General features: G+C 55.0%; 17 protein-coding genes. 12 read left to right on the forward strand and 5 right to left on the reverse strand.

From position 1 onward, the window contains the following. Position 1: 1 nt before the first annotated feature. The 5 genes from LC059_RS12710 (at position 2) to LC059_RS12730 (ending at position 5840) form a co-directional block, all read left to right on the forward strand. Entirely contained in the window at positions 2 to 1195 is a 1194-nt protein-coding gene (locus LC059_RS12710) for a glycoside hydrolase family 10 protein (protein WP_226704244.1), read from the forward strand. A gap of 80 nt (positions 1196 to 1275) precedes the next feature. Continuing rightward, the gene (locus LC059_RS12715) at positions 1276 to 2262 is read left to right on the forward strand and encodes a carbohydrate kinase family protein (protein ID WP_226704245.1); all 987 of its coding nucleotides are present in this window, start codon (positions 1276 to 1278) and stop codon (positions 2260 to 2262) included. A gap of 74 nt (positions 2263 to 2336) precedes the next feature. Beyond that, complete coding sequence (locus tag LC059_RS12720) at positions 2337 to 3539, forward strand: AGE family epimerase/isomerase (protein ID WP_226704246.1); 1203 nt, start codon at positions 2337 to 2339, stop codon at positions 3537 to 3539. 25 nt (positions 3540 to 3564) lie between these two features. Then, positions 3565 to 4308 carry a L,D-transpeptidase family protein gene (locus LC059_RS12725; RefSeq protein ID WP_226704247.1) on the forward strand — a complete coding sequence of 248 codons (744 nt, stop codon included), beginning with the start codon at positions 3565 to 3567 and terminating at the stop codon, positions 4306 to 4308. Between the two features lie 134 nt (positions 4309 to 4442). After that, entirely contained in the window at positions 4443 to 5840 is a 1398-nt protein-coding gene (locus LC059_RS12730; protein ID WP_226704248.1) for an aminotransferase, read from the forward strand. A 35-nt stretch (positions 5841 to 5875) separates the two neighbouring features. Here LC059_RS12730 and LC059_RS12735 read toward each other — a convergent pair whose 3' ends face one another. After that, entirely contained in the window at positions 5876 to 6799 is a 924-nt protein-coding gene (locus LC059_RS12735) for a LysR family transcriptional regulator (protein ID WP_226704249.1), read from the reverse strand. A gap of 669 nt (positions 6800 to 7468) precedes the next feature. Here LC059_RS12735 and LC059_RS12740 point away from each other — a divergent pair. From LC059_RS12740 to LC059_RS12770, 7 genes are all read left to right on the forward strand, one after another. After that, on the forward strand, positions 7469 to 9958 hold the full coding sequence (locus LC059_RS12740; RefSeq protein WP_226704250.1) for a TonB-dependent receptor: 2490 nt from the start codon (positions 7469 to 7471) through the stop codon (positions 9956 to 9958). A gap of 139 nt (positions 9959 to 10097) precedes the next feature. Continuing rightward, positions 10098 to 12047 (forward strand): glycoside hydrolase family 3 N-terminal domain-containing protein, encoded by a 1950-nt coding sequence (locus LC059_RS12745; protein ID WP_226704251.1) that lies wholly within the window; start codon positions 10098 to 10100, stop codon positions 12045 to 12047. A gap of 115 nt (positions 12048 to 12162) precedes the next feature. Then, positions 12163 to 13605, forward strand: a complete 1443-nt coding sequence (locus tag LC059_RS12750; RefSeq protein WP_226704252.1) for an amidase — start codon at positions 12163 to 12165, stop codon at positions 13603 to 13605. Then, on the forward strand, positions 13602 to 14411 hold the full coding sequence (locus LC059_RS12755) for a putative hydro-lyase (protein WP_226704253.1): 810 nt from the start codon (positions 13602 to 13604) through the stop codon (positions 14409 to 14411). Before LC059_RS12750 ends, LC059_RS12755 begins: the two co-directional genes overlap by 4 nt. 11 nt (positions 14412 to 14422) lie before the next feature. After that, positions 14423 to 15151 carry a 5-oxoprolinase subunit B family protein gene (locus LC059_RS12760; RefSeq protein WP_226704254.1) on the forward strand — a complete coding sequence of 243 codons (729 nt, stop codon included), beginning with the start codon at positions 14423 to 14425 and terminating at the stop codon, positions 15149 to 15151. After that, positions 15144 to 16091, forward strand: a complete 948-nt coding sequence (locus LC059_RS12765; RefSeq protein WP_226704255.1) for a biotin-dependent carboxyltransferase family protein — start codon at positions 15144 to 15146, stop codon at positions 16089 to 16091. The genes LC059_RS12760 and LC059_RS12765 overlap by 8 nt, the downstream gene beginning before the upstream one ends. A 96-nt stretch (positions 16092 to 16187) precedes the next feature. Continuing rightward, positions 16188 to 17048 (forward strand): glutamate cyclase domain-containing protein, encoded by an 861-nt coding sequence (locus LC059_RS12770; protein WP_226704256.1) that lies wholly within the window; start codon positions 16188 to 16190, stop codon positions 17046 to 17048. On the opposite strand, the gene LC059_RS12775 is transcribed toward LC059_RS12770, so the two are convergent. From LC059_RS12775 to LC059_RS12790, 4 genes are read right to left on the reverse strand one after another with little or no spacing between them, the layout of a single operon-like run. Then, positions 17018 to 18001 carry an N-acetylmuramoyl-L-alanine amidase gene (locus LC059_RS12775; protein WP_226704257.1) on the reverse strand — a complete coding sequence of 328 codons (984 nt, stop codon included), beginning with the start codon at positions 17999 to 18001 and terminating at the stop codon, positions 17018 to 17020. The two genes, LC059_RS12770 and LC059_RS12775, sit on opposite strands and share 31 nt — an antisense overlap. Further along, a complete protein-coding gene (locus LC059_RS12780) occupies positions 17986 to 18612 on the reverse strand; it encodes an NlpC/P60 family protein (protein ID WP_226704258.1) in 627 nt (208 codons plus the stop codon). The genes LC059_RS12775 and LC059_RS12780 overlap by 16 nt, the downstream gene beginning before the upstream one ends. Further along, entirely contained in the window at positions 18609 to 20798 is a 2190-nt protein-coding gene (locus LC059_RS12785) for a M1 family metallopeptidase (RefSeq protein ID WP_226704259.1), read from the reverse strand. Before LC059_RS12785 ends, LC059_RS12780 begins: the two co-directional genes overlap by 4 nt. Continuing rightward, positions 20795 to 21973, reverse strand: coding sequence for an MFS transporter (locus LC059_RS12790; protein WP_226704260.1), 1179 nt, complete (start codon positions 21971 to 21973; stop codon positions 20795 to 20797). Before LC059_RS12790 ends, LC059_RS12785 begins: the two co-directional genes overlap by 4 nt. Positions 21974 to 22197: the final 224 nt, after the last annotated feature.

Here is a 22197-nt window from a genome sequence, read left to right on the forward strand (position 1 = left end):
CATGAAAACGTTGAAGCTGCGATGGATACTGTTTTTTTGGCTCACTTGCTCCTCATTTTGTGCAGCACAGGCGCCGCTTCCGAATGTATCTCCCCTAAAAGAGTCCGCAAGTGAGGCGCGTGGCAGGCTGCCACAGGCCGTCCGTGGGGTGTGGTTAACGAACGTGGCCAGCGATGCACTTTACACCCGAGAGGGAATCGAGCGCGCGGTAGAGCTTTGTGCGGAACTGGGTATCAATAGTATTTTTGTGGTTACCTGGAACAAGGGCCACACCCTGTATCCATCGCAGGTTATGCGTGAGTTTACTGGCGTGGCCATGGAGCCAGCGCTGGATCCCGAGCAGAACGGGCGAGACCCGCTGCAGGAACTGATCGACGCGGCGCACCAGCGGAATATCAAGGTGTTCGCCTGGTTTGAGTTCGGCTTTGCCGCCTCTCATGGCGCACAGGGTCGTGACCTGGTGAAGCGTAAGCCCGAGTGGGCGTCTCTGGATGTAAACGGCGGGTTGGTTTCCAAGAATGGCTTTGAATGGCTGAATGCACTGGATCCCGAGGTGCAGGCATTCATGACTTCCCTGGTTATCGAAGTGGTGCGCAACTACGAGATCGATGGCGTGCAGGGGGACGACCGCTTACCGGCATTGCCATCCGAAGGCGGCTACAACCCTGCTGTTGTAGCGGCCTACCACTCGGAAACTGGACGTGTTGCTCCTTCAGACAGTAAAGATGCCCCGTGGATTCAGTGGCGTGCCAACAGACTCACTGAGTATGCGGAAGATCTGTATAAGGCAGTTAAGGCGGTGAAACCAAATGTTATTGTGTCTTTCTCGCCATCTGTTTTTCCCTGGTCTCGAGAACAGTATCTGCAAGACTGGCCGCAGTGGGTTGAACAGGGATCGGTAGACTTGCTCATCCCTCAGGTATATCGCCATCAACTCGATAGTTACCGGCAGACGCTGCGCGATACGCTAGCCTACGTGCCCGCTTCACAGCGCATGGGGTTTGCGCCGGGCGTACTGATCAAGGTCGGCGACACCATGCCATCACAGAAAATGATGGAGGGCATGTTGGCGGCCAATCGCGAGGCGGGATTACTGGGTGAAGTATTCTTCTTCTACGAGGGGCTGGAAAACTACCGGGACGTGATTCGTACCTCCTACTTACAGTATCCGGTGAGATTTCCTGAGGACCTGTAATTGCTAAAGCTCAAAATAATAAGATTTGATATCGCGAGCTGTGTCGCGGCCCATATCCCAAAGTATAAGAGGGAAGAAACGTGAAAGTCGTCTGTTTTGGTGAAGCGCTGGTAGACATGCTGTCCAACCGGGTTTCCGGAGTAAGCGCAGCGGATGGTCCCGAGCAATTTACCAAGTTTGCCGGAGGGGCACCGGCCAATGCGGCGGTTGCAGTAGCCAAGCTCGGCGGTGATGCGCACTTCGCTGGTATGTTAGGGGAGGATGCTTTTGGTCACTTTCTCAATAATGCACTGGTCGAAGAGGGGGTAAAAACCGACTATGTGCGCTTTACATCCGAAGCAAAAACGGCGCTCGCCTTTGTCTCTCTTGATGACTGCGGCGAGCGAAGTTTTGAATTCTATCGGCCACCAGCGGCTGACCTGTTGTTTCGTGCCGACCATTTTGACTCCCTGCTATTCAATGGTCCCGGCATTCTCCATATCTGTTCTAACAGCCTGACAGAAGAAGCCATCGCTGATACGACCGCGACGGCTATCGTCCAGGCACAGAAGGCCGGCTGGCTGGTGAGCTTTGATGTGAACCTGCGGCATAACCTGTGGCCGGCTGGTGAAGCAAATCGAGAGCGGGTGAACCAGGTTGTTGCCGAGGCCGACATCGTCAAGCTCAGCATCGAGGAGCTGGAGTACTTGGCCGCTGATGAAAACGCAGAAACGGGTGGGTTCATCGCCCGCCAATTGCGAAAGCGCCCACAGCTAGTGCTGGTTACCGATGGGGATCAGCCTGTGCAGTGGGCAACGAGATCCACCTGGGGAGGCGTGCGCCCACCGGCCGTGCGCGCCGTGGATACCACCGCCGGTGGCGATGGGTTTATCGGTGGTTTCCTTTATCAAATGGCGGCGGCAGGCGTAACTCCGGATTCGCTTGCGCAGTGGCTGGATTCCGGTGCTCATGAACGCGCACTGGAGTTTGCCTGCGCCTGCGGTGCCCACGCGGTGTCCCACCGAGGTGCCTTTGTGGCATTGCCAACGCAGGAAAGCCTCAGCGTATTTCTCAAAAAGACACAATGAATGTTGCGGGGGCAGTTGGTGAGTGCCGCTGCCACTTAATCTACCAACTAGGAAAGGTTACCGGGGAGTCAACAATGACCGATTTCCGCGACCCAAAATTTTTACAGCAACACGTCGACAGCATCCTCGCATTCTACCGTCCCAATGTGAGGGACTTCGAGCTCGGCGGTTTGCACCAGAACTACCGTGATGATGGCAGTGTTTTCAATCCTGGTCACAAACATCTGGTAAGCACCACCCGGATGATCTTCAACTACTGTAAGGCTTTTCAAAATGCCAGCAGTGAGTCTGAGCAAGTGGAGTACAAGGCGCTGGCAGAAGCTGGCCTTGAATACCTGCTGAATCATCACTGGGACGCCGGGCGCCGCGGTTACAACTGGGTCTTGCAGGATAACCAGCCAGTAGATCAGACCAATCACTGCTACGGCCTGGGGTTCGTGATACTGGCATTTGCCACTTGCGTCGAAACGGGTATTGGTGACGCGCGCTCACATTTGTACGCAACCTGGGGTTTGCTCAACGAAAACTTCTGGAAACCTCAATCGGCACTCTATGCGGACGAAGCGACACCGGATTGGCGGGCCGTCTCCAACTACCGTGGCCAGAATGCGAATATGCATTGCTGTGAAGCGCTGTTGGCGGCATACGCAGCGACCGAAGATCCTGTGTTCCTCGACCGTGCCTATACCCTGGCGCAGACCGTAGCCGTTACTCTGGCGGACAAGGCAGACGGGTTGATCTGGGAGCACTACACCAAGGATCTGGAGATTGACTGGAACTACAACCGAGACGATCCTAAGAACCTGTATCGTCCCTGGGGTTTCCAGCCCGGCCACCAGACCGAATGGGCCAAACTACTTTTATTACTGTACCAGGCGCGCCCGGAGGAGTGGATGATCGAGCGCGCGCGTGGCCTTTTCGACCGCGCGCTGGAAGTCTGTTGGGACAGCGAGCTTGGCGGTATCGTGTACGGGCACTCGCCTGACGGAGTTATCTGTGATGACGACAAATATTTCTGGGTGCAGGCAGAATCGTTCGCCGCTGCAGCCCTGCTTGCCGAGGCCACGGGCGAGGGACAGTACTGGCAGTGGTATGACAAAATCTGGGCGTATAGCTGGGCGCATTTTGTCGATCATACCCATGGCGCCTGGTATCGGCTGCTGGACAGGAACAACCTTAAGTACTCCGATGAAAAAAGCATTGCCGGTGGCAAGTGTGACTACCACACACTTGGCGCCTGCTGGGAAGTTATGGGTTTGTTAAACAGACAATGTTAATCGCACTCTGAATAGGAGGGATACTGTGGCTAAACAGTTATCGTTGTTTTTGCTCGCGACACTGTGGATGGTGGGCGCTTCAGCCCAGATACCACAAGGTAGCGCCCAGTTGCTGTTGACGGTCACCGATGACTGGGGCGCGACCACCGGAAAGCTATATACATATACTCGCCGTGAGGGTGTTTGGATTCCTGTATTTGAGCCGGTTTCGGTCAACTTGGGGCGCACCGGCCTTGCCTGGGGCATCGGGCTACATCCCAACTCTGTAGTTAGCCAGTCTGATCCGCAAAAACGCGAGGGCGATGGTAAGGCGCCGGCGGGTATTTTCAGTTTGTCGGATGCATTTGGCTATCCGGATACCTTGAAGACCGGACTAAATTACCAACCCATGCGCGCATCGCACTACTGCATCGATGTACCCGCATCGCCGCTGTACAACCAGACGGTGGATGCAGACATTGTCGGAGACAAGGCCGTGGAGGGCTCTTCGGAAGGAATGCGCCGGGATATCCACTACGGTGATCAGCAGTACAAGAAAGGCATCTTTGTCGCGCACAACCCGGCTAATGTGCCGAAAGCAGGTAGTTGTATCTTCGTGCATCTGTGGAAGGCACCTGGCAGTCCCACCGCAGGATGTACGGCCATGGCGGAACCACAGATGGACGCGTTGCTCGCATGGCTCAACGCCGAGCATCAACCAGTGTATGTCGCCCTACCCACGGCGCAATACCATGTACTCAAAGCGCAATGGAAGCTGCCGAGCCTGTAACCGGTGACTGCAAATCACAACTATCGGCGCTGACGATAGTTGCAAACTGTTCTTAAACGCTGTGCTCTTTAGACTGTACTCAACTACCGCCAATTTGCGGCGGCCCTCCAAATTGGTTGAGATTGAGCTAAGCGATGAGCAGCAAAAACTGGCGGGCGGACAAGCGCCACTGGATGCACCCCTGGACCCACTTTGATTCTTTTCAGGAGGAGGGGTCTTTGATGATGGCCCGCGCCAAGGGTGCGCGGGTGTGGGATGAGCAGGGCAAATCCTACTTTGATGCGGTGGGAGGTCTTTGGTGTACCAATATCGGCCTCGGCCGTGAGGAAATGGCGGAGGCCATTGCCGAGCAGGTTCGCGAGATGGCCTATGCCAATCCCTTCGTAGATATCTCCAACGTGCCTGCCGCTCAGCTGGCAAAGAAACTGGCGGAGCTGGCACCTGGAGACATCAATCGCGTGTTCTACAGTTGCGGTGGCTCCACCGCAATCGACACCGCCTTCCGCCTGGTGCACTTCTATCAGAACTGCCGTGGCAAGCCACAAAAGAAACACATCCTGGCGCGCAAGGGCGGCTATCACGGTAGCACCTATGCGGCCATGTCAATTACGGGAAAGTCCGGCGACAAGATTCCTGAGTTTGACTATATCCAGGATTCCATTCATCACCTGGGCTGCCCAAATTCATACCGCGCGCCAAAAGGAATGGACGAGCAGGCGTTCTGTGACTTCCTGGTAGAGGAGTGCAAGCAGAAGATAGCCGAGCTGGGAGCTGACAAGATTGCGGCGTTTTTTGCCGAGCCCATTCTTGGCTCCGGGGGAGTGATTGTTCCTCCGGAGGGCTACAACCGCCGCATCTGGGAGCTGTGCCAGGATAACGACATTTTGTTTGTGGCCGATGAGGTGGTCACCGCGTTTGGGCGAGTGGGGCACTGGTTCGCCTCAAAAGAGTTGTTCGACGTACAGCCCGACATCATCACCTGTGCCAAAGGACTCACCTCTGGTTACCAGCCTTTGGGTGCGACCTTGTTTTCTGACCGAATCTACGAGGTCATTTCCACCGGCGACGCCGATCGCTACTTTGCCAGCGGTTATACCTATTCCGGACATCCAGTCGCTTGCGCGGCGGCTCTCAAGAATATCGAGATCATCGAGCGGGAGAACCTGCTTGAACGGGTCGTTGAAGTGGGGGCTTACTTTGAGCAGCGCTTGCAAACCCTGCGCGATTTACCCTTGGTAGGCGACGTGCGTGGCAAGCGATTCATGATGTGCGTGGAGAATGTCGCGGACAAGTCGACCAGGCAGCTACTGCCGGAAGAACTGAACATTGGCAAATGGATCTCGGATCGCGCGGAGCAGAATGGACTGATAGTACGTCCGATCGTTCACCTGAATGTCATGTCCCCTCCACTTACCATGTGTCGCGATGAAGTGGATTTTGTGGTGGAGAAGCTGGGCGCGGCAATCGAACATACTTATCACGATCTGCGCAAAGAGGGACTACTGCCCAGTGCAAGGCAATTGATTGCCTGATTCCGATACCGGATACAGTAAATAGCCTGAGCCCGCTAGGCGGGCTCACGGGTGGCTTTCTCTCCGGAAAGGACTTTGGAAACTTCATCGATCAACTTCTGCCCCGCAGGCCCCAGGGTTTTTCTGCGGGACCAGATTAGGTCGGTGCAGTAGGGGTAGGGGGTCAATTGAAAATCTGTATTCAGCACTGTGATCGTACCGTTATCGATATACGGGCGGGCAATATGCAGCGGTGCAAATGCCCAGCCCAATCCGGCGGTAATCATGGTCATAAATAGCGAGTAGCTTTCGAGGTACCAGATGCGATCACTGAGATCATTCTCGGGCATGGATGCCGGGTCGCTGCTTGCGCTGACGCGCAGGTGCAAATGGTTGTGCAGGTCCTGGATACTGACCGCGTTCAGTGTCGTTAGTGGATGGTCCTTGCCCGCGACCATCACAAAGGAACAGTTACCAACACCGCGAAAATCAAAATCCTCTGGATAGTCGCTCTGGCTCAGTACGATTCCAATATCCGCCTTGCCTTCCCGGACAAGCGTCGCCGCGCTATCGCCTGAAGCATGCAGTAACGACACGGCTACGGTGCCAAATTCTGCATAAAAGGATTCCAGGCTCCGGGTAAGCGACTTGAGCTCGATGGCGGATTCATCTACCGCGATAGTGAGGGACTCTTCCAGTCCGGCATTGAGACTGCGGCTTTTGGCTTCAAAGCGCGAATAGGAATTGAGCAATGAGCGTACATCATGCAACAGTGAACGCCCCTTTGCTGTCAGCTTGGGCTCGCGGCCAGAGCGGTCAAACAGTGTCAAACCCGTGTCAATTTCCAGGTTGCTGATCAGCCCGGAAATGGTGGATTGGGCTTTGCCTAATGACCGCGCAGCGGCAGAAAATGAGCCGCTGCGCGCAGCTGCCTCAAAAGCTTCCAACTGTTCCGGGGCAATAAAAAAGCGCGATTCCATAACTTACCCTGAAGGTTTTACTCATTATTGTTCTGACATGGTATAGCCGGGGCTAAAAGGGTGGGTGCGCCTGTATGTCACAGTTTGTCACCAGGCGTGATGTGGGGGCGCTCCAAGCGCCACTTCTACCCATGTGTACAGTGACGAACATTAACTCGTCATAGCCTCTGTTCCGGTAATACCTTCTATCGGTGTAACCTATGAATGGGACTTTAGCAGAGCGCACTTTCCTGTAAAGCAGTGCCGGATCAGTTTCGCTTTGTCGTCTTTTACTAACCAGTTGTTTGGCCGGATTTAACCAGTGGGGTGTTGGCGAGCACTCATTCTACATTGCTGAAGAATTGGATTTTGTGCTTTCTGGGGCGCGTTTTCGCAGATTATCCCGATTTTATCTGCGTAGCATCTGCTAGAGGCTCGACTTATTCTGGATGTCTTGCGCACCAGGTTGGGGCGGCCTTGGGCGAGGAGTGTAGAAAATGCACGCGCGAAGGGCATTTGGGCGTCTGGCGATGTTTTATCCGCCAATTGATTTTATATTCCCTTTAACTATCGATATCACCGATGGTTGATATTTTCCAATTCTTGCCGGCTAAAGAGATCCTGATTGCAGGGTGGATGAGTTCGCGCGCCCACGAACAAAGTCTTCATTAAATAATAAGGATCTAGGGTATGTTGCCATTCAATAAATCACATCTGAGTCTGGTTATTGCGGCCTCTGCATTTCCGGTGTCTTTGGCATTTGCCGCAGACGGTATGAGTGTAAAGTGTAGTGAAGAAGTACAGAAGGGAGTCATTTCTGAGGCATGCGCTGAGCGGGACGCGCGCTATGAAGAGGTCATCGTCACCGCCACAAAGCGCGAATCCTCAGCTAAAGATATTCCGATCAATATCACTGCAGTCTCTGGCGAAGCTCTGCGCCAGCAAAATATTACCGATGTAAAACGTCTGATCCAGGAAAGTGTTGAGCTTAGTGCGCCGGACAGCGGTGCGCGCTTTGCTGATTCCGTGACCGTTCGAGGCTTGAACGTTTCTTCCTCTAGCGCAAATAACCTGGAGCAGTTCATCAAAACTACGCTGGCCTACTATATCGATGAAACGCCCCTGCCAAAGCTGGGTTTTCGGATTAAAGATATTGCGCGGGTAGAAACGCTGCTTGGGCCACAGGGGACGCTCTATGGTGCAGGGAGCCTTGGGGGCACCGTACGCTACATCACTAACGATCCCAATTTGGAAGAAACCGAATTCAAACTAAATACTGCTGCTTATCAAGTTGACGGCGGTGGTATTAGCTCTGATACAGACTTCGTCGTCAACGTTCCACTGAGTGACACCTTTGCGGTTCGCGCTTCAGCTGCATACTTAGATGAAGCCGGCTGGATTGACCGCATCTCCAACCCTCCCTGGCGAACTGGTGATCTGGCTTATGTGGGCAACCCCAACACAGGCCAGAATTTATATAAAGATGATAACTGGCAGGAAGTGACCACTGGCAAGGTTTCCGCACTGTGGGCGCCCAGTGATACGTTTGATATCCAGTACACGCATATGATGCAAGATCAGTTGGCGCATGGAACCCGAGGTGCCAACCGTCAGCCAATCTCGGTGGCTTATCCCGAGTGGGATTGCGATGATGATACGGTCGATTGCTACACTCCCTCATTTTCCACTCCCTATGCTGTGAATGACCGCACGCTGATTTCGCCGTATGAAGAGTTTGCTGATAAGGATTTTTCGCTGGATGTTATTGATCTCAATTTGGATATGGGCTTCGCTACCCTGACGTCAAGCACATCAAAGTTTGAAGATAGTAGTGTCGGCCAGGCAGACTATGCGAGTCAGGGATATGCTTATTACTGGTGGGCAGGTTTTGATGAGTATGATACCGATAAATCTGCTTACATTACCTTTGACAATACCTATTCTGGCTTAAGTCACGAGACTCGATTGGTGTCAGCTCCAAACGATAGCTACGAGTGGATTGTTGGTGTCTATGCTACCGAGCAGAAGTCTAAAGTTTCCTTCATCGAATTTGTTCCGACGATTGACGAGGTTCTCGGTTGGAAAACGGTTGGTCGCTTTTCCGATATGGGCTACGAAGAAGATTACACTAACACCTACACCGAAGAGGCTTTGTTTGGTGAGTTTGGCTATCAGGTTACAGACAAGCTTATGCTCACTGCCGGCATTCGTTACTTTAACTATGAAGATGAGCGAAACGCGGTAATCCTGGATTATACTGGTGCTCTTCCTGATCAGGATCTCAAGTCTAAGGGTGGAGAGGATGGCAAGTCCTTTTTCAAGTTAAACGCATCTTACGATGTTTCTGAAGATGTACTTGCGTATGCCACTTTCTCTCAGGGGTTCCGTCGTGGTGGGCGTAACAATTTCCGAGATTACGGCGATTACGAAATCGCCGACCAATCGCTTTCATTTGAGCCGGACTCAATCGATAACTATGAACTTGGATTAAAAGGGTACTTCTTTGATCGTCAGCTCTACTTGCAGACGAATATTTATCAGATTCATTGGAATGATCCTCAGGTTCCACGCTCCCAAGCAGTTGAGTTTGGTTTCCCGATCAATGGTACCGAGAATGGCCCGGATGCCATGACCGAAGGTTGGGAACTGTCCTCACGCTACTATCTAAATGATAACTGGTCTATCACCTATGCAACTGCGACTACCGAAGGTCGTTTTAGTGAAACCTCTACGCATTGTCTCTATACAGAGGGAAGCGAGCCAACCGACTATGCTTGCCGCACTTGGACCGATGGAGATCTTCTAGGTGGATCACCTAAATGGAAGCATAATTTGGGTGTGAACTTTAGTGGTGAGTTGGCGGGCTACCCGGTGTGGGCTTCTCTTCGTGGCCGGTATGTGGGTGCTACTAATATCGATCGCGGCGATACTGAGTATGTCGTTGAAGAGGGCAGCGATGAGGTGGTAGTCACCCCAATAACTGCGTGGGCCAGGTCGTCCTACTCTTTGTTCAATATGAATGCAGGGATTCAGTTTGATAATTTCTCCGCGGGACTTTGGGTTGATAACTTGTTGAATAATGATCCCTTGGTGTCGACTCAACGAGATACGGCACTGGGTCGCCGTATGTTCACTACTACCCCGCGCACAATTGGCTTGAGCCTCTCGTACGACCTCTAACTTGATCGTCATCTTGTGGAATCTTGGGGGCACTTGTGCCCCCTTTTTTATTTTTGCGAATTTTCTATTGCACTGCGTCGCCAAATGTGAAGAATAAATTATTCCTATGGGCGCTAAAAACAATGATTGGTTATTTATTATGCTGCTAAGACGCTCTCTGTCCCGGGCCGTAAAGCTTTGTTCCGTGGTGACACTCGCCTCTGTTGTTGCCTCGTGTAGTGATTCGGGCCCATCGGCGGAATCCGCCGCGCGTGATCCACTGGATTTGCGGCAGAAGGTAGCGCAAAAGTTGATGCTGGATATCCGCTATTTCTGCCCGGATCAACAGCGACCAGCGGCGGGGAAAGAGGGTAATCGACACTGTGATCAGCCGGTTACGGAGCTCGCTCCGGAATTGGCCGCCATGATCCGCGACACCGACCTAGGTGGCATTATCCTGTTTGCCGACAACCTCGAGCACAGCGCGCAAATCGTAAAGCTTAACCGCGCATTGCAGGGCGCAGCGGCACAGTCGCGCAGTGGATTGCCACTGTTGATTGGTATTGACCAGGAGGGTGGCCGTGTAAACCGGTTGCCGCGGGACGAGGCTGCTGCGTTTGCCGGGAATATGGCGATTGGCGCTACCTATGCACGGGAGGGCGATCGCTTCGCCAGTGCCACCGCCGAGGTGATGGCGGAGCAGTTGCAGGCGCTCGGTTTCAATGTGAACTTTGCGCCGACGCTGGATGTAAATAGCAATCCGGAGAACCCGGTTATTAACGTCCGCTCTTACAGTGAGACACCCGAGGTAGTGGCGGATCTCGGGTCCGCGAGTGTCGCCGCGTTCCAGCGTCGAGGCGTCGCCGCGACCGTCAAACATTTTCCCGGACACGGGGATACCAGTGTGGATAGCCACACCGGGCTGCCGAGAGTGGAGCGATCACTGGAGCAGGCCCAGGCAATTGACCTGTTGCCCTTCCGGCAGGTGATTCAGAACGCTCAGCCAGCACTGACCATGACCGCGCACATCCAGTATCCGTCCCTGGATACCACCATGTTGACCTCCAGCTCCGGTGAGCAGATGCTCGCCCCAGCTACGCTTTCGCACAGGATTCTCTCTGGCATCCTGCGAGAAGAGATGGGGTATGAGGGGGTGATTGTTACGGACTCCCTGAATATGGCCGGTATCAGCGATTACTTTACGCCTGAGGAGGCAGTGGTGAAGACCTTCGCTGCCGGCGCGGATATTGCACTGATGCCTATCAAGATTCGTTATCCGGAAGACCTGGGCCAACTCGGTAGTCTGATTGATCGGGTTGTTGTCGCGGTGGAGGTTGGGGAGCTGTCGCTCGATGAGCTGGATACGTCAGTGGCGCGAGTAAAAAGCCTGAAGCAGCGTTACATCGATGAGGCGTGGGGGCAGTTGGAAGAGGGTGAGGCATTGCGCACTGCGAAAGCGGTGCTGGCGAAGCCGGAGCATCGCACCTTGGCGGCTGCGCTGGCTAATGCGGCACTCACCAATATTTATGCTCCGCAGCCATCGGCACTGCCGGTAATCGACGCCGAAACCAGGCATGTCCAGGTAGTAACGCCAAATCAGGCGGTTGGTGAGGCCTTCCGTATTGCACTGGCACAGGTAAGTGAAGTGGAGGTTACTGTATTAGTGCCGCAACAGGCTTCGGTTGAAGTCACTGATTCTGCTGCGGACACAGTGATAGTGGCGAGCATTGTCCCGGCGGAAAGTGCGGTGGAGCTCGGCGGCATGGAAGACCTGCCCAAAATACAGGCGCAGATTACCGACCAGGATGCGCTTTACGATATTTACCGCCAGTTGCTGCAGGCCGCCAATGCGCGCGGTGCCAAGACGGTGTTTATCAGTATGCGGTCTCCCTATGAGGCTTCACTGTTCGAGACGCTGGCTGACGTCCACCTGGCAAGTTTCGATTACAAGGCCTATATCGGTCCCGATCAAAAACTGGAAGGCCTAATTTACCTTGCGCTCGCCAATGCGCTGATCAGCCCGGATGAAGTCGCCGGACAATTGCCGGTGACGGTCACGGCGCCGATCAAGCTACACGCGCGCAACGCGTCGACCAACGAGGAAGGCTGAGACTGATAAATGCCTCGGCGCTTCTATCGGTTTTACCTTTGGTTAGTCATTTAATGGTTATCGCATAAATCTTCACACTTGCGGGTATCGAAGTTAGAAAAATAACAGGTGCGCCATGGAAATGGATTTGTGTTATCTCGATGCCTGTGAGGTGCTCCAGCGCTATAAGAGCCGGGAGATTTCCCCGGTGCAAGTACTGCAGGCACACATTGAGCGCTACGAGCAAATCGGTGGTGAGATAAATCCGTTTACCCAATGCATGTTCGAGCGTGCCCAGCAGCAGGCCCGCGAAGCAGAGCAGGCATACATGCGCAATGTGGCGCGCCCTCTGGAAGGTGTGATTACCGCGATCAAGGATGAAACCTATATCCGCGGCGAGGTGACGACCAACGGATCGCGCTTGCTGAAGAACAATGTGGCGGACGTTACCGACCCTGTGCCCGAGCGTCTTCTGGCCGCGGGATCTATTTTCCATGCCCGTACTACCACGCCAGAGTTCTCCGTTGCCTCCTACACCTGGTCAGACCTGTGGGGTGTGACACGTAATCCCTGGAATACCGATATCACGCCGGGCGGCTCCTCGGGCGGTTCTGCCGCTGCATTGGCCGCGGGCCTTTGCACAATCGCCAATGGCACGGATATGGGCGGTTCGGTGCGAATCCCTGCCTCCCAGTGCGGGTTGGTCGGCCTGAAGGCCTCGCACGGGCGTATCCCCGAAATTCCTCCTTATAACGTTGATCCCTACGTGCACCACGGCATGCTGACGCGCAGCGTGCGCGACATGGTGTTGCTGTACAACCTGATTTCGGGCCCCCACCCGGTTGACCTTATGTCGCAGATGGCAAAGGAGACTGTGGCATCCATACCCATGTGTTTGCGCGGAGTGAAAATCGGATTGTCGCTGGATCTGGGCTTTTTCCCACTGGATGACGATGTGCGTCGTAACACGCTTGCTTACGCGCAGTCGCTTCGCGATATGGGCGCGGAGGTGGAACTGGTTTCTCTTGACTGGGATGCACGGTGTATCCGCACGGCCCAGATTCACCAGGGCGCACAAATGGGGCATATGCTGCGCGAAAAGTACGATCACGCCGAATATCGCGATCAATTGACCAGCTATGTGAAGCACTACTTTTCTTTATCCTCGGCAGCCTCACCACAGCGCATTCTGGAGGCCAATGATTATGCGCAACACATGTGGCAGTCACTGGAGGAGGTTTTCCAGGCTTACGATTTTCTGCTGTGTCCCACGGTTTGCAGCACCCGGGTGCCCGCAGATTTTGATTACAGCCGTGATTCACTGGAGGTTGACGGGGTAGAGGTGGATCCAGTGAAGGGATGGTTTATGACCTATCCATTCAATACCTTGAGTCGCTGCCCGGTGCTTTCATTACCCAGCGGTTTAGCGGATAACGGCGTACCCACCGGTGTGCAACTGGTCGGACATCCGTATGCCGACGGCCGCCTGCTGCAGTTTGGTCTTGGAATAGAATCGGAGCGGGGCATGTTTATCGATGCGGACAATCGGCCGCTGAATTTACAGGTCGTGAATGCATGATCAAGCAGTGTTCGCGGGTGATTCGATCGGAAATTCGTGCTGGTCGATTTTGTGGGCCCACTTCGGGGCTGGCCGCAGGTTACGTACAGGCCAATATTGCGATGGTGCCAGCGCAGCACGCTGAAGAGTTTGCGGAGTTTTGTGCACGCAACAATCGCGCCTGTGCATTATTGTACCGCGCCGATCCCGGCCAGTACTTGTTGCCGGCACTAGGCGAGGGGATTGACATCCGTACCGATGTGCCCCGATACCTCATACATCGTGCCGGGGACGAAGCACAGGAGGTAACCGATATCTGCGATGTCTGGCGGGATGATCTGGTGACCTTCGCACTCGGCTGTTCGTTCTCCTTTGAAGAGGCGTTGATCGGCGCCGGTCTTGAGGTGCGCAATATTGTCGAAGGCCGAAACGTACCCATGTACAAGACACAAAGGGCCTGTGAGCCCGCCGGTCGCTTTCATGGCAATCTGGTTGTAAGCATGCGCCCTTTTTTGGGGGAGGCGTTAGAGATAGCCTGTGACATATCCGGGTGCTACCCACTGGTGCATGGCGCGCCGGTTTACGCGGGCGATCCCAACGTACTGGGTATTACAGACATAACTACACCTGAATATGGTGAGGCCGTCGCCACTTATCCAGATGAAATACTTGCCTTTTGGGCGTGTGGGGTGACCGCCATCGAGGCATTACGCAATGCCAATCTGGATTTCTGCATTACTCACGCCCCCGGGCATATGCTGATCACGGACCGATCGAATTCCGAGCTGGAATCGGTAACCGATATTCGCGCACTGGATTGGCGGTAAACGGAGCGACCATGTTTCGCCTAGTGGAATCCGGCGATAACGCGATTACCGTTTACCTGGCCGATCAGCCTGGCGACCAAGCGCTCGCTCGTGTGGTCTCGTTTTGTGCTCAGGCACGGGAAGTGATGGCGCATCACCTGCAGGATCTTGTCCCGTCCTACTGCAGTGTCACCCTGTATTTCGATGTATTGCGCAGCGATTTTTACAGTGTGCGCCGTTTGGTTCGGGGTATCGCAGATCGCCTCGACACCGAAACTATGCCGACAGTTACCGGCGATCCCGCCGATGAGTCGGGGACTTCGGTTGGCAAGGTACATGTGCTCCCGGTTTATTACGGCCAGGATGCCGCCATGGATATGGCGCGGGTCGCGCAGGTTTCAGGTTTGACCGCCGAGCAGATAATCGCAACGCACAGTACGCAGCGCTATCGAGTGTATGCGCTGGGGTTTCGGCCCGGCTTTGCGTTTATGGGTGAGACCCCGGCACGCCTTCGGGTTCCGCGTCTGGAAGTGCCGCGAAAGCGGGTGCCTGCTGGCGCCGTCGCCATTGCCGGCACCCAGGCTGCTATTTATCCGTCGGCCAGTCCCGGTGGCTGGAATATTATCGGGCGTTGCCCCACGACTCTGTTTTCCTGTCCAAGCGGGGAGCCCAAAGTGTTGCTTGGGGTTGGCGACGTTGTCCAGTTCCAGCCGATATCACGGCAAGCGTTTCTCGACAAAGGAGGGCGATTGCATGAATGAGGTATCGGCGGAAGTGGTGAACCCGGGACCTCTCGCGCTGATCCAGGATCAGGGGCGAGTTGGTGCGCAACATCTGGGCATCGGTGTCAGCGGTGCGGCCGACCGGCATGCGGCGGGCTGGGCCAATCGCTTGCTGGGCAATCTCGGCGATGCACCGGTTGTTGAGGTGTGTCTGGGCAATTTCCGTCTGCGTTTCCGCGAATCCACGCAGTTCGCGTTGACCGGTGCAGATATGCACTGGACGCTGAATGGCCGCCCCTTGAGAAACTGGTGTTCGCACCAGGCACCAGCGGGTGCGATTTTGGCGTGCTCATTTACAAGTCGGGGCCTGCGTGCCTATCTGGCGCTGCGCGGTGGTGTAAAGGCACCGATGGTTTGTGGCAGTTGTGCCACGAGTATGGGGGATAGACTTGGTGGCCTTTACGGTGATGGTAGGCCACTCGAGGCTGGAGATTGCCTACAGGTTTCACAGAGGGCGTTCTTCCCGTTTTCGCAGCGCTTTGTGCCACAAAAATTCCAACGAGCTTACGGTGAGGCGATAGAGTTGCGCGTGGTTCCATCCAACCAGTTTTCGCAGTTCTCCGCACAAAGCAGGCGTCAATTCTTTGCCAGCATTTTTCGTGTGGCGCCCGAGTCTGATCGTATGGGTGTGCGGATGCAGGGCAGGGCACTAAGTGTTACGCCGGAAAATATGACGTCTGAAGCCGTGTCCCCAGGGGCTATCCAGGTGCCGCCCAATGGGTTGCCAATCGTATTGATGCCTGATTGCCAGACGATTGGCGGCTACCCAAAATTGGGCCACGTATACCGCGTGGATCTGGACCGGCTTGCACAGGCGCGTCCGGAAACACATGTGCGGTTTGTTCTTGGCGATCGCGCGGAATCCCAGCAAGAGTCCCTGCTTCATACACAGTTTTTTTCCGCACAGGAGTGCGTATAAATGGCGAGCTACTCTTTAAACCTTTTTCGTCGACCTGATACCGTACATGTGGCTGCCCAGATAGAAAGTCTTTTGGTGGCGGGAAATGTGCGAGGAATGGAAACGATCCGCAATAGTGGGTACAGGGGATACCTGCTTACCGCCGCTCAGAAATTACTCCAGCACCGGCAGCGTGTGGCCATCGTCAGCGGTTTTCCTGTGGGGGAACATTATGAGACTGATGGCCCCGCCGGTGCTATCGCCATTGCGCATAGTCTGCGAGCGATGGGATCTGAGGTGGCCCTATTGGGTGTTCGCGAATATGCAGAGACACTTGCAGAGGCATTGCCGTCTGCCGTGAAGGATGGGAAGGCACTTGCCCACTCGATATATCCACTGGATCGGGAACATTTCGACACTCGACTGTTGCAGTTTGTAGAGTCATTCGATCCGACGCTGATCATCTTTATCGAGGTGCCAGGGGCGAATGTCGATGGCCACTATCGCAATATGCGTTTCGATGTCATTGATGACGCTACCCTTCCCTGGGAGAAATTGCTCACTCTGACTGGCTGCCCCACGTTGGCGATTGCAGATGGTGGTAATGAGCTGGGTATGGGACGCTTGCGCGTGCAGCTTCAGGGTCTACCGGTGTCCTGTGCCACGGCTATTACGGACGAGCTGGTGATTGCGGATGTGTCCAACTGGGGTGCCTACGGCTTGCTCGCACTGGCTTCAACATGTATTCGGCGACCGCTGTTGGATGAATTTGACTTGCCGGTTTGTCTTGAAGCGCTGGCCTCGGTGGGCATGGTGGATGGGGTGACCGGCTGCGCGATTGCCACCGAAGATGGCTTGCCTTTAGTACGCAGTCTGTCCCTGTATGAAGGCCTGCGGGCGCTAGCCTCCCCCCTGCTTGCGCAGAGGGGAGCTATGCCAAAGAAATCTCAGGAATCCTTTACTGCCAGTACCGCCTGATTGATATCGGGGTAGCCGCTGAGTTTCTGCGGAAAATACTTTTCTAGCAGCGCAAGCAAGATTGCGCGGCTGTGGTTATCGACCTCTCCGTCAACTTTCCAGGGGCGGAAGTGATACTGGAAAGCACGAGTGTAGAGCGTGATCTCATCATCGGTTGCTGTTTCCGGGTTGATGCCGTAACCATAATCATTCAACCACTGGGCAAATCTCAGGCGCACGCTTTCGCGGTCACTGGTGGTATTGCCGTTCAGGAAATCCAGGTGACGCTTTACCGCTACATCGTCATACCACGCACCGATACCGGCTTCCGCGAGTTGCTGCCAGGGAAACTTTGGGCCGGGGTCGATTTTATAATGCGGGATGATATCTCCGTGGCCGATGACACGCGTTGGCGTAATATCCGGATATCGCGCCAGAATATCCTTTGAGAGGGCGATGACCAGTTCCACTTGTTTGGGATCAAAGTCGGGGAAGAAGCACACGGCTTCCGCCTCTACCCCCGGTGTCGATTCTGCCGGAGGGTGGCAATGGCTCTTGTTGACGATCTCGATACCGATGGAGTGGTCGTTCAGCTGGCTGCGGTCTTCCCAGAGACTTGGGCCCGCATGCCAGGCCCGGCGGGTTTCGTCCACCAGCTGGTATACCCGAAGGTCATCATGGGGATAGCTGGGGTCGTCGCTTTCCGGAACCAGATAGTGTGAGCTTACTGGCGCAGAGCTGGGCTGGGTCAATACACGCAGCGAGGTGTCAAAGTCGATGGCGGTGAAATGCATCACCAGAAATCGTACCCGCTCGCTGGCATTTTGCGACTCGACGACTTCGATATTGTAGTTGTCACTTCCGTGGTTGAGGCCGGCACTGGTGCTCGAGCAACTTGCGGTGAGCGCTGTGGCGGTTATCGCAGAGGCGAGCAGGGCCGCACGCCGCAATACATGCATTATTGTGTGTGACATAGGGAGTCCTTTAATCGAATACCAGAGTCGAAATCTTCCGCGGGAATCGCATTGATTTTCACCAGACCGTCATTTGAGGTCATGCGGTGGATATAGCGGCCGTCACCCAGGGCGATGCCCACATGGGTCAGTACACCCTCGGCCCAGTCGCCATAGGTGTTTTTCAGGAACACCAGGTCGCCGGGTTGAAGCGCGTCGATGGCAGTGATTTTCTGACCAAACTCATCGGCAGCCAGAGAGTCCACATGCTCTGGTAGCAGTTTGTCATCCGGCCCCAGCAAGTGTTTGTCCCACGGGTTCTGTGTTTCCAGGGTGGCGAAGTGCTCACCGCAGGCCGCAACGAGAATTTCCCGTGTCCAGTTCATGCATTGTTCGGCCTTGCCGACCCTGAATTCCTGATTCTCCCAGGGCATGGCCTCGGCGACGAGTCTTTCACCGATGAGAGCAGGGGAGGAAACAGGGGGCGCGATGGAAGATGCATCGGGTGTTTTTACCACAGCCGCCGGAAGGGGATTCAGAGGAGCATCGTGCCCGGCGGAGGTATTGTTTTCGCTACAGCCGGCAAGGGGCAGTAAGGCCGACAGACACATTGAATAAAAAGTTTTGTTCATGGTGCTTGCACTTCCACGCAGTTGTTATTTCTTTGGGTATCCGGCGTCAGCCACAATGGATCGATACACACACGGGCAAGTGGGTGTGACAGTGGGAGTTGCAGTGATAGGGTGCCATTCTTGGCGCGCATCCAGGCTTGAGCGGGGACTTGAAGCCTGTGTTGACTGCCGTCGGTTAACGCCAGCTCCAGTGGAACCGGCAGTACGCCTTGCTCATGATTGACAATTTCCAGGGTGTACCAGCGTTGCTTTTTAACCGCACCTTGGTTGCTGCGCCCTGAACCTTGAGAAGTGTTCAATTCGGGAGTAACTCCGTTTTTGGTATACACATCCGCCAGATGGGGAGAGCGGTCCACCACGAACTCCCGCATTCCGCCCGCGGTGTGCGCCAGGGGTGCGGGCTCTACCGAGTCGGCGGGGGTCACAGCCAGGCTCATGTCGTCGAGTCGAATTTCTCCCATAGCCAGGTCAATGGCGTGGTCCTGATAAAACCAGCTATGCCAGAACCAGCTCAAGTCGGTGCCCGCCGCTGTCTCCACCGCGCGGAAGAAATCCCCCGGCGTGGGTCGCTTGCCCTGCCAGTTGCGAGCAAAGTGTTGCAGCGCAGGATCGAACACTTCCGCACCCAGAACCAGGTGGCGGAGTGTGTTGAGCATGCTCGCGGTCTTGTTGTAGGCGTTGTCGATTTTTTTATGCAGGGAGTCCGCGCTACTCATGATCGGCTGGGCGAGGTCACTGGCCGTATAGCCGGCGATTGAACGCGGCTCCCCATAAATGACATCGAAGTTTGCTTCCCAGCTGTGCTCCGCGCGGTACTCGATAAAGCTGACCAACCCCTCATCCAGCCATGCCCATTCCCGCTCGTCGGTATTGATGCGCATCGGCACATAGTTGTGCCCGACCTCGTGAATAACGGTGCCGATAAAATCGTACTTGGTGAGCCGATCCCAGGCCGGCTGCTCCTTTGTGGATTCGTGGCGCTCTGGCCGGGTAGCGATGGTGGCAAGCCCCGGGTATTCCATTCCGAAGCCGGCGGCGTTAACAATGCTGACGCTCTCAGATTGCAGGGGGAACAGGGCGTTATCGAATACGGCCAGGGTATGATCGATGGCCGCAAGGCCAAACTTCTCCCAGAGTGGGGCGGCCTCATGAGGGTAAAACTGCTGCAGTCTGCGCCCGCGCTTGTCGGTCTTTACCTGCCAGAGAAATGCCGGGGAGGCACTGAAGGCAAAATCACGCAAATCATTGCCAGAGAACTTCCATTCGACAAGCCTCTGTGGCGCAGCTTTGCGATGGCTCTGCGCCTGTACCGCGTCGACGATGTGAGTTGGTGAGTCACCACTGCCTTTCCAGTGCGCCAATTGATCCCGGCTCAGTATTTCTCGCGCATTCTGAAGCGCGCCACTCGCCGCGACAACATAGTTGGCAGGGACGGAGATGGCTACCTGGTAATCGCCAAACTCGCTGGAGAACTCCCCCTGCTGAAGAAATGGCTTGAGTTGCCAGCCTGCATAATCTGTGTAGGCGACGGCGCGGGGGAACCACTGCGCTGCCACATAAATCGGTGCACCATCCTTCAGCATTTCAAATCCGCTTCGCGCACCGGTGGCCACCTTATCTGAAAGCGGCAGCGTCCAGTTGATCTCAATCGACTGACGTGCGTCGGGACCCAGTGGTTGGGATAGTACGACTTGCAGGTGGGTATCGCGAATACGCCAGTCCAGAGATTTTCCTGAAGCATCCGTGATCGACTGAATCTTAAACCCGATGGCATCCGATCGCGCTTCGGCAAGCTCACGACTGCGTTCATCATCATTGGCCCGCAGGTTGAAGGCCGCGGCGGAATCGGGTTTGAGGGCGTTGTGGTCCAGCGCAAAGAACAGAAACTGCAGCGCATCGGGAGAGTTGTTGTGGTAAGTCACTTCTGCACTGGCAGTGATCTGGTGGTAAGCCGGGTCGAGCTGCGCGGTGATTCGGTAGTCTACCTGCTGCTGCCAGTAGTTTTCTGCCGGCATACCATTGGCCGTACGGTAGTGTCCGAGGCCGAGATCTGTTTGTGTCAGTCTCTGAAAGGGGGCGGGCACCGTGAGAGCGTGCACCTGGTACCCACTCAAAGCGGTGACCAGTAGCGCTGGAACCCAGAAAGGTTTCGCCCAGGAATTTGCTCGCCGAGTCTGGGTCTTCATACCGTCGCCATTACTGGAACTGTTGCCGCCCGGCGACGCTCAGTAGTGAGTGCCATCAGTAATGTAATAGCCATGCAGCCGATACCGAGCCAAAGTACAGCGGAGTAATTACCTTCGGAGATCAGGGCCGCAGCCAACGGCGGACCTGCGATCTCGCCCACTTTGAATGCGCTGGCGCACAACACGATAAAACGCCCGGTATCGTCTACACGATTGAACTGATCCATCAACAAGGGCAGGGAGAAACTCCAGAAGAACTGGAACACAATCGAGGTGGTGGCATACAGCAAGTAAGCATCGAGTGTGTACTCGCCAATGAGTACCGCCATGGTAATAACCTGGGCAGTCATCGCGATAGTCAGCGTAGCTGCACGTCCCACATAGCCACTGAGCCAGGGCGTGGCGAGCGACCCCAGTCCACTGATTGCAAAGCCGATACCCAGAAGATCGCCAACTTCTGCACTGCCTAGCCCAAGGTTTATGCCGATGCGCTCCAGATAAGCCCAGACGGCGGACACACCACAGTAATACACCACGGTAGTGGCAAACACGAGCAATGCGGGGCCAGAAAGCATTGTTGCAAATACGCTTTCATTCGTATCGGTCGCTTTTTGCGAGCAAGGGAAGGCGATAAAGCATAGCGCGATAGTGATTGCCAGCCAGCCATTCAGGTAGTGGAAGAATCCACTGATATCCGCCTCGCCCATAATGCGCGGAACGGCAAAGAAGCCGATGGTACCGAAAGCGACCTGGGCGGTAACCATCAGGCCAAAAGCGAGTTGAGGGTTGCGCTGGTCTCCGAGTCCCGCAAGGGCGATGGCGTATGCCGACCCACAACCAAGCCCTGCGAGAATACGTATTGCCATTAGTGGGGCAAATTTCTCTACCCCCAAGCTGGCAAGGTTTGCCACAGTAAACAAGGCAAGGCCGAGGAGAGCCATCGGCTGCCAGGGAAGCTTGCGCACCCAGAAGATGGCGGAGGCGGAACTCAGGAAAATTCCAATAACATCCGCTGAGGCAAGCCAGCCGATTTGTTGTCCGGTGAATATACCCTGATCGGTTAATGCGCCGACCCATAAGGGCAGCAGGGTAAGAATCGATGCACCCATCATGGCGACAAACAGCAGGCTTGCCATATGCAGGAGTCGGCTGGGCTGAGGCTTTGTTGATTTCATACCGGATAGTTATTGGTTATTTGCTTGCGGTTGATTACTAGGTTGCTATCACCAGATAGTACGCAATTTTCTGCCGCTGGCGAATCACCGCCAATCGGTTTGAGCGATAGGTCGCGGGCTTTATCGCATCATTTCCAGCCTGCAAAAACCCAGCATAAGTTATTCCTTGTGGCGCATTAATATTCTTTTGAGTCGCTTTTGGCGCCTATGGCCTGCTCAGTTTT

This window comes from Microbulbifer elongatus (genome assembly GCF_020524885.1).
GTDB lineage: Bacteria > Pseudomonadota > Gammaproteobacteria > Pseudomonadales > Cellvibrionaceae > Microbulbifer > Microbulbifer elongatus_A.